Origin of the sequence: Paenibacillus pectinilyticus (genome assembly GCF_001700435.1) — a bacterium.
Lineage (GTDB): Bacteria > Bacillota > Bacilli > Paenibacillales > NBRC-103111 > Paenibacillus_E > Paenibacillus_E pectinilyticus.
On sequence record NZ_LYPC01000030.1, the window covers coordinates 273,107 to 287,431 of the forward strand.

General features: G+C 46.1%; 10 protein-coding genes. 7 read left to right on the forward strand and 3 right to left on the reverse strand.

Annotation, left to right across the window (positions count from 1 at the left end):
• Positions 1-13 precede the first annotated feature (13 nt).
• Both galA and A8709_RS32980 read left to right on the forward strand, forming a co-directional pair.
• On the forward strand, positions 14-2,392 hold the full coding sequence (galA, locus tag A8709_RS32975; RefSeq protein WP_084225723.1) for a beta-galactosidase GalA: 2,379 nt from the start codon (positions 14-16) through the stop codon (positions 2,390-2,392).
• A 163-nt stretch (positions 2,393-2,555) separates the two neighbouring features.
• Entirely contained in the window at positions 2,556-5,795 is a 3,240-nt protein-coding gene (locus tag A8709_RS32980; RefSeq protein WP_065859302.1) for a glycoside hydrolase family 95 protein, read from the forward strand.
• 130 nt (positions 5,796-5,925) lie between these two features.
• On the opposite strand, the gene A8709_RS32985 is transcribed toward A8709_RS32980, so the two are convergent.
• Positions 5,926-6,591, reverse strand: coding sequence for a FadR/GntR family transcriptional regulator (locus tag A8709_RS32985; protein ID WP_065859304.1), 666 nt, complete (start codon positions 6,589-6,591; stop codon positions 5,926-5,928).
• A 331-nt stretch (positions 6,592-6,922) separates the two neighbouring features.
• Here A8709_RS32985 and A8709_RS32990 point away from each other — a divergent pair, with 331 nt between their 5' ends.
• From A8709_RS32990 to A8709_RS33010, 5 genes are all read left to right on the forward strand, one after another.
• A complete protein-coding gene (locus A8709_RS32990; protein WP_065859306.1) occupies positions 6,923-8,083 on the forward strand; it encodes a mandelate racemase/muconate lactonizing enzyme family protein in 1,161 nt (386 codons plus the stop codon).
• 53 nt (positions 8,084-8,136) lie between these two features.
• Positions 8,137-9,099, forward strand: a complete 963-nt coding sequence (locus A8709_RS32995) for a sugar kinase (protein ID WP_065859308.1) — start codon at positions 8,137-8,139, stop codon at positions 9,097-9,099.
• Positions 9,100-9,116: 17 nt separating this feature from the next.
• Complete coding sequence (locus A8709_RS33000) at positions 9,117-9,761, forward strand: bifunctional 4-hydroxy-2-oxoglutarate aldolase/2-dehydro-3-deoxy-phosphogluconate aldolase (RefSeq protein ID WP_065859310.1); 645 nt, start codon at positions 9,117-9,119, stop codon at positions 9,759-9,761.
• Positions 9,758-10,681 carry a dihydrodipicolinate synthase family protein gene (locus A8709_RS33005; RefSeq protein ID WP_065859312.1) on the forward strand — a complete coding sequence of 308 codons (924 nt, stop codon included), beginning with the start codon at positions 9,758-9,760 and terminating at the stop codon, positions 10,679-10,681. The genes A8709_RS33000 and A8709_RS33005 overlap by 4 nt, the downstream gene beginning before the upstream one ends.
• Before the next feature lie 193 nt (positions 10,682-10,874).
• Complete coding sequence (locus A8709_RS33010) at positions 10,875-11,657, forward strand: SDR family NAD(P)-dependent oxidoreductase (protein ID WP_065859314.1); 783 nt, start codon at positions 10,875-10,877, stop codon at positions 11,655-11,657.
• A 50-nt stretch (positions 11,658-11,707) separates the two neighbouring features.
• Here A8709_RS33010 and A8709_RS33015 read toward each other — a convergent pair whose 3' ends face one another.
• On the reverse strand, positions 11,708-12,496 hold the full coding sequence (locus A8709_RS33015) for a response regulator (protein WP_065859316.1): 789 nt from the start codon (positions 12,494-12,496) through the stop codon (positions 11,708-11,710).
• The gene (locus A8709_RS33020) at positions 12,493-14,202 is read right to left on the reverse strand and encodes a cache domain-containing sensor histidine kinase (protein WP_065859318.1); all 1,710 of its coding nucleotides are present in this window, start codon (positions 14,200-14,202) and stop codon (positions 12,493-12,495) included. Before A8709_RS33020 ends, A8709_RS33015 begins: the two co-directional genes overlap by 4 nt.
• Between the last annotated feature and the right edge of the window lie 123 nt (positions 14,203-14,325).

Genomic DNA, 14,325 nt, shown 5'->3' on the forward strand with positions numbered 1-14,325 from the left:
AGGGATATAACTTATGGATATACAAATGGTTCGCACGAAGAACAGTTTTGACACAGATTGGCTTTTTCATAAAGGAGACATTCCGATTCGGTATGCCGTTAAAGCCGGTATGACCGGAGGTATCACAGATTGTGAAAAGCTGGAAGAAGGCGATTGGCTCGACATTGCATTCGTGGATAAAAGTGTTGATGCAGATAGCGTTCCGAAAGACTGGGTGTCCGTGCATCTACCTCATGACTGGTGCATAGAAGGCGATTATATCAACGATCCGAATTTAGGCAGCCGGCCAGCCAGCAGCGGGTATTTGCCAACAGGTATCGGCGTGTATGTAAAGGTTTTCGATATTGCGAAGGCAGATCTTGGCAAGAAAATTAGCCTTGAATTCGATGGTGTTATGCGGAATTCGACCGTCTGGGTCAATGGACATCTCATGGGCACACATACAAGCGGTTACACCAGCTTTATGTATGATCTTAGCGATGTGCTGCGCTATGGCGATGAGGGAAAGAACGTTGTTTGTGTCAAAGTAGACGCTACGGAAAGCGAAGGTTGGTGGTACGAGGGATGCGGCATTTATCGGCACGTTTGGCTTACGAAGACGGAACGCTTGCATGTGGCACATTGGGGAACATATGTGACGACACCGGTTGTAACCGAATCGTATAGCGATGTTCGCATTCGTACAACGGTAGAGAATGCGTATTCTATATCCGCTGCAGCTTTAGTTACTTCAACTGTCATAGATAAGCAGACCGGAGAGGCGGTCGGGTCTTTTTCATCCGGAGGTCTGATAGATTCTGTCTCCAATCGGACGTTCGAACATACGGTTCTTGTTGTTGATCCCAAGCTATGGTCACCCGATACACCACATTTATACCAAGTTCTAACGGAAATACGCGATAGGGATGGGAAAGTAGTTGACGTCTATGAAACGACATTCGGTATTCGGACGATTGAATTTACAACGGACCGAGGGTTCTTCCTAAACGGAAAACCGCTGATTATCAAAGGAACGTGTAATCATCAGGATTTCGCGGGAGTAGGTGTGGCGCTTCCCGACCGGATTATCGCATATAAAATCGAACTGCTGAAAGAAATGGGCTCCAATACGTACCGCAGCGCACATCATCCTGCCACACCTGAGCTGCTTGATGCTTGCGATCGCTTGGGCATGATGGTTATTGAAGAGAACCGTAAACTCGACAGCTCGCCAGAAGGTATCGATAATTTGAAACGAATGCTGTACAGGGGACGCAACCATCCGAGTATCATCATGTGGAGTATGGAAAATGAAGAGATTTTGGAAGGGACGGTTATGGGTGCTCGCATCCTGCAGACGTTATCCGATGTGACTCATGCGATTGATCCTACACGTCCAACGACTGCCGCATTGAATCATGGTTGGAACGGCGGGGGCTACGCGGAAGCCGTGGATATTGTGGGCTACAATTACGGTCAGCGTGAGGATCAGGATGTGAATGATCATGTCACGTATCCGAATCGGATCATGATCGGCAGCGAGAGCGCAAGTTGTACAACGACACGCGGTATTTATGAGACGGACGAAATACGCGGGTATGTTCCCGCATACGGAACTGTGTATCCTTCTTGGGGATGCACACCGGAGAAAGCTTGGAGCGACGTTGTTCAGAATCCCTTCCTGACGGGCATTGTCGTATGGACCGGATTCGATTATCGCGGCGAACCGACGCCTTATGAGTGGCCATGCATCAATTCGCATTTTGGCATCATGGATACGTGCGGGTTTCCCAAGGACAGCTACTATTATTACAAATCTGTATGGACGAATGAACCCGTGCTTCATATCATGCCTCACTGGAATTGGGAGGGCAGAGAAGGCGAACTGATTAACGTTCGGATTTATAGTAACTGTGACGCGGTAGAACTACGGTTGAATGACGTGAGCCTTGGCAGACAGACGATGATTCCAAATTCCCATTTAGCATGGGATGTCCCTTATGAGTCTGGTGAACTGACGGCAATAGGATATAAGGACGATGTGGCCATTCTCGAGAAACGGGTTGCGACTGCTGACGCTCCGAATCAAATCAAGCTCATGCCCGATCGTACGACGATTCAAAGGGATGGTAAGGATGTAGTCGTCATAAGAGTTGCAGTGGCGGATGCAGGGGGACGTATCGTTCCAACGGCCGATAATGAAATCCTTTTTAAAATAGAGGGATCGGGTACTATTATCGGTGTCGGTAACGGGAATCCAAGTAGTCATGAATCAGATAAATCGAACCGGCGTAAAGCTTTTAACGGTTATTGCCTCGTACTGGTTCAGTCCAATGGAGCAGCGGGAACAATCAACCTAAGAGCTAGTTCGGCAGGCTTAGCAACGGAAACGATCACGATAGAAACTGTGTAGCGGAATGGCAATGAAGATACAGGTGAGAAAGGGGGTGATGCAACTGTTGAATGCAACACAAATACGAACTTATAGGTAGGGGTTTTAGGTATGTTGGTGGCTGAGTGTGGATAGTTATGCACTAATGGAAGCGTATTCAAATCTTGAAGGAGACGTATAGTTGATGAAAATTCGCAAATTAAGAAAAATGGCAGCAACGACTGCCTTGTTTTCCCTGGTGGCCACAGCACTATTGGCATCGGGGGTTCCTTCCATCTCACGGGTATCGGCTACGGAAGCAGGGGGCACAGAGATCCCTGTCCTGAAAACGGGCAATTGGGATGATTTGAAATTTAATTGGACAACGCCGGCCAGCGGGAATGATTTTAACGGAGCACCCGTTGGGAATGGATACTTCGGCGCTAAAGTTTCGGGCGGTGTCGCTTCGGAAATTCTTCAACTTAGTGACAAAACGTTTCATTCTGGCGAACCTTTTAATAATTATGTGCCAGCTCGTCAAACCGCTCTGAATACGACGAGAAGTTTGTTGGCTCAAGCGGATACAGCAACGACAGTGACCTATCGCGAGGATAAATTGAAGGCAGCTGAGACAGCGGCAACGGGTATGTGGGGATCCACGCAATTGGCTGAATTTCTGCCGATTGGCAGGATCGTTCTGGATGTCCCGAATACAACGGGATATACGGACTATAATCGAGAGCTGCATCTGGATAAGTCGATGGTTACGACGAAGTATAAAGTGGGGAACACGACGTACACACGCGAAGTATTCGCCAGTAACCCGGACCGCGTTATGGTCATACGCATGACCAATGACGGTGGCCTGCCGATGAGTATGACTGCTAAGATGACGCTTCCGGCAGAAATGAACACGCATGGGACGGTATCCTCATCTGGAAACGAGATCCAGATGACAGGAACAGCTCCCTACGATGAGTACGCAAGTCAGTGGGCAACAGGGAGAGGCATGACGTTTGATGCTCGTCTTCGAGTGAGAACGACGGGAGGAACCATAACCGCAACGGGTGGTAATTTAAACATTTCGGGTGCTACGGTAATCGAATTGCTATATGCAGACGCGACAAGTTACAAGGATCCGTTCACGAATCCGAATCCAAGTCAAGGCGGTAATCTGCCTACCCCGATCGTAAATGGGATTATGAATGCAGCTTTTGCCAAAACCTATACACAGCTTCTGGATGCCCATCAGACGGATTACCGGAGCTTGTTCCGCAGGTTGTGGACGGAGGTTAACGGCAACTCGGGTAGTTCTAGGCCTTACACATTAACTTACCAATACGCCCGTTATGTATCCATAGCCGCTTCCAGAGAGAATACGTTTGACCGCCCTTTTAACGAGAATGGCATGTGGCAGAAAGAGTGGAGGCCTACTTCCTATGGGGCACATTTTTTCAATGAAAATGTAGAGAAGATGTACGGGTTAATTGAGACTGGAAATCTTTCTGAAAATGGCGATCCACTTTGGAAGTATATTAAAAATCTAGCTATAAACGGAGCGAAAACTGCACAATCAGATTTTGGGTTTGACGGTTGGATGGTGCCGCACGCATCCGATGTTTGGGCCAAAACAGAACTTAGTGCTGGGGACAATGAATGGGCTATTTGGCCAACGGGTGGCATGTGGCTTATGTTCAACGTGTATGACCATTATCGGTTTACACATGACATATCGTTCCTTCGTAATACAGCATTTCCTCTCATGAAGGGATCTGCAGAATTTGCTTTGGATCTTCTTGTTACGAATAAAGATGGTTATCTCGTTACATCGCCTTCCACATCTCCCGAAGCGAAGTATGTATTGTCAGATGGAACACATATTGCAGTTAGTCAAGGTTCTACGATCGATATGACGGTAATTCGAGAGTTGTTTGAAAATATCCTTGAAGCGGGAAATATATTGGGTGCGAATTCTCCTTCAGATGTTGATTTACGAGGTCGTATCCAAACTGCCCTGCCTTTGTTGCTTCCTTATCAGATTGCAAGCAACGGAGAACTTAAGGAGTGGAATAATGACTATGTCAATTCAGACCCAAGTCACCGTCATGCTTCCCATTTAATTGGCGTTGGTTTTCTCGATCAAATTACAAAGAGAGACACGCCTACGCTATTTGATGCCGTTAAAGTATCGCTGACCGATCGAGGAACGGGTGGATATCATCCAGATAGTGCCTATATGTGGGCGCGTCTAAATGAGGGGGATAAGGCTATCTCCGTTGCAGACGTTTACCCGACAGGTCAATATGTGAACGAATGGCAAGTGAAAGGTGCTTATTATCCAGAATTGTTTGTACAAAGTCATCTAGATAATATTGATATTTTACCGGCATTACCTTCCTCTTGGACAACTGGAAGTTTCTCTGGCATAAAAGCGCGAGGTGGATTTGAAGTTGGCGTATCTTGGTCGCAATCTCGGGCGACGAGTATACAGGTCAAATCACTCGATGGAACAAGAGCGAAGCTTTCTTATTTGAATATTAATGGTGCTAGCGTGGTGGATCAGAGCGGCACTCCTGTTACTTACACGGTAGTCGACAATAACCAGATTGAGTTCAATACTACGGTAGGATCGACGTACACAATAACCGCGATTCCACCTAGTCCTACGATTGTAAAGGTAGACGACAGAGATGCCAGCGTGACGTACAGCGGCACATGGTCGACTTATAACCATGCCTCCGATTACCTGGGTACAGAGAAATATTCGGGGACAGCAGGAGACTATGCACAGTTTACGTTTACGGGGACTTCGATTAAGTTCATTAGTATGAAGCAGCCGAATATGGGGATTGTGGATGTGTATGTGGACGGCGTGCTCGATCAAGCTAATGTGGATATGTATGCGCCGAGCGCGATCAAACAAGCAGTGGTATACACCAAGACAGGTCTGTCCAATGCCTCGCATACGATTAAAGTCGTAAACAAAGGGACGAAAAATCCTGCTTCCAGCGGCACTTATGCAGCTGTGGATGCGTTCGAATATGTGATCCCGGTGACTACGACGGTTAAGGTGGACGATCAGGATTCGAGCGTGACGTATAGCGGTGCATGGTCGACCTATAGCGGAGCCGCCGATTATTTGGGGACGGAGAAATATTCAGGGGCAGCAGGGGCTTACGCGCAGTTCACGTTTACGGGGACTTCGGTCAAGTTTATCAGTATGACGCAACCAAACATGGGCATTGTGGATGTGTACATAGACGGGGTGCTCGATCAAGGCAATATTGATCTGTATGCGTCAACTGTCACCAAGCAAGTAGTGGCGTATACGAAGACAGGGTTAACGAATGCTTCGCATACGATTAAAGTTGTGGTCAAAGGGACGAAGAATCCTGCTTCTAGTGGGACATATGGGGCTGTAGATGCTTTTGAGTATACGAATTAATGATTGTATTAAACACAATGCGCTTCATATAAAAGTATCCATTTAATGACGATGTGATCTTAAAAAGGTATCTCCAATCAGAAACAACCGTCAGGGATCATCCCTGGCGGTTTGTACATGTCGTTCCTCCCTACTGGATAAACATGCGCAGCATTTCCCGAATATGTGCTTCCATTAACAATTTTGCTTGTTCGGCATGACGCTCTTCTATAGCGATTGCTATTAAAATGTGGTAGTTCGATGCTTTTGTACGCATATTAGGGATAGTATTGGTTTGTTTTCTTGCTTCAACAGAAATGGGGGCTATCATGGACATCATTCTGATCAGGACCGGATTATTGGACCCTTCTGCAATGAGCTGGTGGAAGGTCATATCGGTTTCGAAGAAATCTCCCCCTTTTTGCATTTGTACAACCATTTGGTCCGCAAGGTACCGTAACTGTTGGATTTGCGAATCCGTGGCATGCTTAGCGCATAGCGCTGCGAGTTCTGGCTCAATGAGCAGTCTTGCCTCAAGTAATGAGACTAATGAAATATTCCCAAGCTGTTCTAGTGTTGTTGTGGGGTCTTCAAGTAATAAAGGATCATTGCGCAAATACATGCCTCGGCCATGTTCAATGCTGACAATACGTTGGTTTTCTAGAATACGTAAGGCTTCCCGAACCGTAGAGATACCGAGAGAAAGTTCTATGGCTAATTGTTGTACGGTTGGCAGCCGATCTCCAGCTTTCCATTCGCCAGACTTTATTTTTTCCTTAATTGCTTGTATTGCAGTTTCATATGCCATCGTTTTCATAGGTTAATAGACCTTTCTTTGTTCCATAGGCTCGAGATTTTCTTCTAGCATAGCTCAGATCACCATGAAAAAAAAGAGACATACATATGATCTTCTTGGTAAAGCGTATCATCAACAATGATAAGTACGAAGATTTTAGCAATCCTAGAGATATAGATATGATGAATTTATCATTAATTATAACCAAAATAGATAGTTTTTAATCATTTTTAAGTATATCGCAGGGATTTTCCTCAAATCATCAAATATCAGGATTGACATTCGTTTAAATAGATCATATCATTACATCATTAAGATATGATCTATTATTTATTCAAGCGGAGGTTATCCTATGAAAATTACAGACGTGAAAGTATGGTTGGTTGAAGGCATTAAGTACAATTGGACAATGATCAAAATTTATACCGACGAAGGTTATACAGGGGTCGGAGAAGCAACGAACTGGCCGGGAAGTCCCATTGTTGAAGCAGCAGCTAAGCATGTGGGTGAACGAATCATTGGTCTTGATCCGATGAGAACGGATTTTATCTGGACGAAATTATATCGGGATTTGAACTGGGTTGGACCATACGGAGCAAGCATGTGTGCGATCAGCGGCATTGATATGGCTTTGCTCGATTTGAAAGGAAAAGTATTAGGCGTTCCATGTTACGAACTGCTTGGCGGCGCGTTCCGCACGGAGATCCCGCTCTATGCCAACTACTGGTTTACTGGCGGCGGTCATAACGCCATCGATTACGCAGAACAAGCCCGTAAAGTAAAAGAAGCAGGCTTCGGCGGACTGAAGTTCGATCCATTCGCGCATACGAATTATTTATATGGAGAAGACTTGTCCAGTAATTTGTCTCTGACGCCAGAATTTCAACAAAGAGCTTATGACGTAACGAAGGCCGTTCGAGATGCGATTGGTTCTGATATGGATATGATGATTGAAACCCATGCCATGCTCAACTTTAAGACAGCGATTACAATGGCAGATAAATTAGCAGAGTTAGATATTACATGGTATGAGGAACCTGTGGGACCTGAAAGCGCAGATACCTTAAAAGCGGTTCGTGATCGACTGAATCCAAGAGTGTCCATTTGTGTGGGAGAGCGTCATTATACCCGATATGGGATTCGTCAGATTCTTGAGAAACAACTGGTTGACATTATTATGCCAGACATTACACGCTGCGGCGGACCGTCTGAAATGAAACGGATGGCTACGATGGCAGAAGCGTATAATGTACTGCTAGCGCCGCATAACCCGAATGGACCGCTTTCCACCTTGGCAAGTGCGCATGTCTGTGCTTCGGTGCCTAACTTCTTCCGTCAAGAGTTTATGTTCAATGATGTTCCTTGGCGAGATGAAGTCATTGATCATCCAATTGAAGTGAAGCAAGGACATCTCGTATTATCGAAGCGTCCGGGATTAGGTGTCGATTTGGTTGAGGAAGTCATGGAAGCCCACCCAGGAATTCGCGAAGCAAGACCAGAATTCTACGTGTAACAGTGTAACCGATAAGTGTATGAGTTTGATTGAACAGAAGAAGGTGTCAGCTTATGAAATCAATGGATGTGGTTACTTTTGGGGAGTCCATGGTCTTGTTCACTCCGGCCAGAATGCTGCCGTTAGCGTACGAAAATCAATACTATAGACAAATGGCGGGTGCGGAATCCAATGTCGCCATCGGTGTGAGCAGATTGGGTCATTCGGTAGGATGGTTCAGTAAACTAGGACGTGACCCTTTTGGTGAATTCATTTACAAATCCATACAAGGTGAAGGCATCGACGTTTCCCGCTGTACATACTCGGAAGAAGCGCCAACTGGGCTTTTTTTCAAAGAAAAAAGGAGTTCTGGCGATGTAAGAATTTATTACTACCGCCGACACTCTGCAGCAAGTATGCTGCAACCCGAAGATCTAGATGAAGATTACATTTTGCGTGCTAAATATTTGCACATAACAGGGATAACGCCTGCATTAAGCAAATCTTGCAGAGAAACCGTATATGCAGCAATAGAGATTGCGGGTTCCAACGGAGTGACGATTGTATTTGACCCTAACCTGCGATTGAAGCTCTGGCACGAGGATGAGGCGAGAAGGGTGTTATCCGATATTGCTCAAAAGTCCCATATAATTCTCCCCGGTATGGATGAGGGAATGTTCTTAACGGGTGAGCATACGCGTGAAGCCATTGCAACTAAGCTGACGAAAGGCGGCAAGACCGTCATTATGAAGCTGGGTAAAGAAGGCGCTTTCTACCAAAACGAGGACGAAAATGGGGTTGTTCCGGGCTTTTTGGTACAGGAAGTCGTAGATCCGGTTGGGGCAGGAGATGGCTTTAGTGCAGGTATCCTTAGCGGACTTCTTCGTGATGAACCCTTACCGAAGGTTGTTAGACGAGCAAATGCCATTGGCGCTTTGGTTGTCGGTGTTAATGGAGACAGTGAAGGATTGCCAAAGATTGAGGAAGTTGAGCAATTTATGTCAAGGAGCTCGTCAACGCAAGATGTATCTAGGTAGGAGGCTGCGAAGCGTCAATGAATAAATTGGCTAATGTAGAGAAACTCAAAGAGTCAGGAATGGTTGCTGTGATTCGCCGTCCCCGGCCGCAAGATATTCAGCATATCGCGCATGCGCTGATTGAAGGAGGCGTAGGCGCGTTGGAGATTACTGTAGACACGCCAGGTGTTTTCGAAATGATTGCCAGTTTGAAAAATAATTTTGGCGGGCGTACGTTGGTAGGAGCGGGCACGGTATTCGATGCAGAGACGGCTAAACTAGCGATTCAAGCAGGGGCGGATTTTATTTTTGCCCCCATCTTGGATCTAGAAACGATTCGAGTGACGAACGCTCTTGGGAAAATATCCATACCTGGCGTCATGACGCCAACTGAAATTGTAACCGCTTATGAGGCGGGCGCTGATTTAATCAAAATTTTTCCTGGGAATGCATTGGGAACTGATTATATCAAGGAGCTTCAAGGACCTCTAGGGCATATTCCCATGATGCCAACTGGCGGAGTGACCTTGGATAATGCAGCACAGTTTATTCGAAATGGGGCTGTTGCTATTGGGCTCGGCGGTTCGTTAGTGAAGAAGGATGCTATAGAGGCTGGACGATATGAGGAATTGACACATACCGCAAGGCAGTTCGCACATCTCATTCAGGAGGCCAGGAAATGAACAATAGGAAGGAACAGGATCAAGTGGACATTAACGGTGTATATCCAATCATGGCTCCGCCATTCCAGACGGACGGGGAAATCGATTGGGCGGATTTCCGTGCTTTAATTGGCCATCTGTCAAAGTCCGGTATTCAGGGTTTGACGATGTTCGGGATTGCGAGTGAGTTCTATAAGTTCACAGATTTTGAACGAAAAGAATTGGCTGCTGTATTTGTTCATGAGCTGAAAGGCACAGGTGTGCGCAGCGTTCTCTCGGTTACTGATCACAGCACGGAAGTGGCCGTTAAACGTGCGAAGGAATACCAAGCAATTGGAGCAGATGCGTTAATGCTGTTACCTCCTTTCTTTCTTCATCCTAGCATGGAGGCCATTAAAGAACATATCCGGGCTGTATTAAGCGCTGTAACCATTCCTGTGCTTGTGCAATATGCGCCGTCGGAAACGAACGTGGAGATTGCCATCGACGAGTTAATTGAGATCTACGATGCGTATCCGAATGTTGTTTTCAAAATCGAGTCCAATCCGCCGATGGACACCATAAATGGTATTCTGCAAGAGCGGCATCAAGCAATTATTATGAACGGCTATGCCGGATTATATATGCTGGACGTTATGAAGGCGGGCGGTAGCGGCGTCATGCCGGGCTGTTCGTTTGCTGAAATTTACGTTGAAATTTATCGCTTATCTAAAGAAGGTTTGGAGATTGAAGCGAGACAACTTCATCAGAAATTGCTCGTCTATATTTCATGCTGGATGAAAGATTGCGAATACATCATTCAAGTGGAGAAGAACATCCTACAACAAAGAGGTTTGATCAAAACGGATTATTGTAGAAAACCTTCATATCCATTAAGTCAAGATGATTTGGAACTCATTCAGCAGTTCTTAGCAGAATTTGGTTCACTATTGCATAGATAATGGGAAGACTCATCCACAAGACGGCATTCATTTCAATACTGAATGGAATGCCGTCTTTTTGTGAATTCAAGGATTTTTTCAAACAATTACGTCACTTGTTGGCATTGATCATCCATATTACGATGTGTACAGGCGTGGTAGTTGGATTGAATAAAGCAAGTGGTTAGCATTCTGGCAAACGGGGAGACTTACAATGGCACTAAACATTGATCTGAGCGGCCAAGTTGCGATTGTTACTGGTGCATCAGGGGGGATTGGCCTAGGAGTAGCGCGCATGATGGCACAAGCGGGTGCTCATGTGGCTGCATGTGCACGAGAAAGCAGTCCAGCGTGGGAACAATTCCAATTGGAGCAAATGACATCAGGTAAAATGATCTTGTTTACCGCACTGGACATTACGGATGACGAATCCGTTCATCGTTTTGTGCAGATGACTGTTCAGTATTTCGGAGGTATTGATATTCTTGTTTCAAATGCGGGAGCTAACGTATTTCGTGAGGCTGCTGACTGTGATACTGACGCGTGGCAGCGCAACATGGATCTCAATCTGAAATCCCACTGGATGATGAGCCAAAGCTGCAAGCCCTATCTGGAACGAAGCACCAATGGCGTTATCGTCATTATGACGTCCAATCATGCAATCGCAACCATTCCAGGATGCTTTCCATACAATGTAGCCAAGACGGCATTGACCGGACTCGTTCGCAGCCTTGCTATCGAATGGGGACCTGCCATTCGCACGGTTGGGATCGCCCCAGGGTTCATAGACACGCCTGGCAATGATGGCTGGTTTCAATCGTTCCCCGATCCGCAAGCAGAACGAGCGCAGACCGTGCAACGGCATCCCGTTGGGCGCTTAGGTACGCCCGAGGAGATTGGCGCCTTTTGCGCGTTCTTGGCCAGTTCGTATGCGTCCTTTGCTTCCGGTGCCACCTATGTGGTGGATGGCGGGCGCACTGCGCTGCTGCAAGATTGAAGAAATGCCCTCACTGTCATCGTGAGGACAGGGAGGGCACACAGTAAGCATCATGAAGTCGCGACACGCGGGCCGAGGGTGCGGCGGTACTCCGACGGCGTCTGTCCAACGATCATCTTAAATATCTCATTAAAGTGACGAAATGTTTTATACCCCACAAGCTCCGCCACCTCATAGCTTTTGTATTGTAAGTCGGAGAGCAAATATTTACTGCGTTCAATGCGCACCAAATGGATAAAATGACTTAGACTATGACCCGTTTCTTCCTTGAATACTGTGCTGAAATAGGAAGAGCTCAAATGAACTCGACTTGCGATGTCGGGAACGGAGAGCTCTTTTTCGTAGTTGGCCTCAATGTACTGCACCGCCGTTAGAATCCAAGGGTTGGTAGATTGAATGCTGTATGTGGCACCCGATGTGCTCTCACCAGCAGTGTCATCAGCATTAACCTTGGCTGCAGCCACTACAGCGGCTTTAGCGGCTCGCTCCAAGGTTTCGATAATCATTTTTGGATCACATGGCTTTAAAATGTAATCGAGAACGCCGGCCTTTATCGCGGAATAAGCATAATTGAATTCTGCATGCCCTGTGAGTAATATGACTTTGATTTGCGGCCATTTGTTGGTTATGGTACTGCACACCTCTATACCGTCTATACCTGGCATACGGATGTCAGAAAGTACGATGTCCGTGGTGTTTCTTTCTAACCATTCTAGCGCTTCCCCGCCGTCAGGAAAATCAGCCACGACTTGGAACGATGGCGATCGATCGATAATGCGTCGCAAACCTTCCCGGATGTTGATTTCATCATCGATAAGGACAATTCTTGATGGGTTCATCCTGTTGCTTCATCTCCTTTATGTATTAAGCTAGGGAACTTCATCGTAATTTGTGTACCTACACCGACTTCACTTGAAATTTGCACACCAAATGTGTCACCGTAGTGAAGCGCAAGTCTTTCATGTACGTTGAGTATCCCAAGACCTTTGTCACTCTGTTGCTCGCCCGTTGCTCGTCTTTTTTTGAGGAGTACTTTCAGCTTTTCCTCCGGAATACCGGCGCCATCGTCAGAAATAGTGAGAGTAACGATACCCTGACTTTCAGTAGCCTCAATGCGAAGCTCTTTGGCCGATTTTTTCGGTTCAATGCCGTAGGTGATCGCGTTCTCGACGATAGGCTGGATAAGCAGGCGCGGTATTTGGCAACAGAGCAGCTCCTCCGGGACATGGATATGGGTTTGAAAGCGCCCAGGGTATCTGTATTGAATAATCGAGATATAGCGTTTGATATGCCACAGTTCCTCTTCCAACGTTGTCATCGAAGAATTAGGATTCAGGGCATACCGCAGCATTTGCGATAAATCAAGAATGACTTGTGATGTTTTGGAACCGCCTTCTGATTCCAATCCCCAAAAAATATTGTCGAGTGTGTTATACAGAAAGTGAGGATTCACTTGCGCTTGCAGCGCTCGTAGCGTGGCTTTGCGCTCAAGATCCTGCTTCTCATACACCTCCTGCACCAAGTAACGAAAATTTTCCACCATATAGGTAAAATGCAGTGCGAGTTGCTCGCTTTCTTGATTGAAATAGCGTTGGGGTTCCACCTTTACCTTAAAATTTCCGAAAGCAACCAATTTCATCTTGCTGATGATATCACGAAGGGGCTTCGTCAGAAACGATGCAAACAGTGTGGAGAAAATGATCGTTGCTACGATGAGTCCACCGCCAACCCATAGGCTCGTAATATAAATCTCATTCAAACCTCTTGTTAGCTCAAGCTGAGGTGTAATTGCTACAAGCAGCCAGTGGGTATAAACATCTTCGTATGAAGTGAATAAGTAGCCTTGGTCGTTGTAACTATGGCGCTTACGAAGCTCATCATATATCGATGGATGACTGGTGAAAAGTGCTTTCATATGTGTATGATCTTCTTCGCTTAAATGATTCATAATGGGCTCGCCGTTTTCACTTATAAGCATCATCACAGTGGATGAAGAATCTTTATCTCGATGAAGAATATCGGTAAGGAAGTTTAAATTAATGGTGTAGGTCAAGTAACCGAGGATTTCATTGGGATTGAGCAAATTGACGACTGCTCGTGTACCGGTCAACGTGTAGGGGGTACTGATTTGGCAAAGCTGATCTTCCGTGATGGACCAATAGGTTGCACCTTGTAACGTTTCAGAGCCACGTCGCATAGCATCCCTCATAATGGTTTGAAAGCAGATGCCTGAGGAGACGGTTTCGGCAGTTAAAGAATGGAGTTCCATATAGGAAATAACGTTCGTATCTACAAACGCGGTGTTAAGGGAGTCACGAATGGAACTGAACGTAAGTGGATCCATAGCCCCATTACGCTTAGATTCGATCAATGTTTTCTGAAGCAACTTATTATTGATGGCTTTGTTCGTCGTATCATGAGCAACCTGAAGGATGCGTTGCAAGTTCTGATCCGTTTGATTCAGCGCCAGATTGATGTAATGGTATGAATTGTGTTCAATCACACGGGTTGATTGCCGAATCGTTGCATAGGTAATAATGGCCATTGAAAGGAGTACGAGGACTATCCCTCCCAGGGAGAGTTGATGGCGTAATTGCTTCCAGGGAAGATAGGATGAAAATAAATTAGCTATGAAAATCACCTGCTCTGCATGCAAAATTTGGAAGCG

Excerpts from the sequence above, each read along its gene's own strand:
- galA (WP_084225723.1), top strand. The coding sequence starts at position 14 with ATGGATATACAAATGGTTCGCACGAAGAACAGTTTTGACACAGATTGG.
- A8709_RS32980 (WP_065859302.1), top strand. The coding sequence starts at position 2,556 with ATGAAAATTCGCAAATTAAGAAAAATGGCAGCAACGACTGCCTTGTTT.
- A8709_RS32985 (WP_065859304.1), bottom strand. The coding sequence starts at position 6,591 with ATGAAAACGATGGCATATGAAACTGCAATACAAGCAATTAAGGAAAAA.
- A8709_RS32990 (WP_065859306.1), top strand. The coding sequence starts at position 6,923 with ATGAAAATTACAGACGTGAAAGTATGGTTGGTTGAAGGCATTAAGTAC.
- A8709_RS32995 (WP_065859308.1), top strand. The coding sequence starts at position 8,137 with ATGAAATCAATGGATGTGGTTACTTTTGGGGAGTCCATGGTCTTGTTC.
- A8709_RS33000 (WP_065859310.1), top strand. The coding sequence starts at position 9,117 with ATGAATAAATTGGCTAATGTAGAGAAACTCAAAGAGTCAGGAATGGTT.
- A8709_RS33005 (WP_065859312.1), top strand. The coding sequence starts at position 9,758 with ATGAACAATAGGAAGGAACAGGATCAAGTGGACATTAACGGTGTATAT.
- A8709_RS33010 (WP_065859314.1), top strand. The coding sequence starts at position 10,875 with ATGGCACTAAACATTGATCTGAGCGGCCAAGTTGCGATTGTTACTGGT.
- A8709_RS33015 (WP_065859316.1), bottom strand. The coding sequence starts at position 12,496 with ATGAACCCATCAAGAATTGTCCTTATCGATGATGAAATCAACATCCGG.
- A8709_RS33020 (WP_065859318.1), bottom strand. The coding sequence starts at position 14,202 with ATGGCCATTATTACCTATGCAACGATTCGGCAATCAACCCGTGTGATT.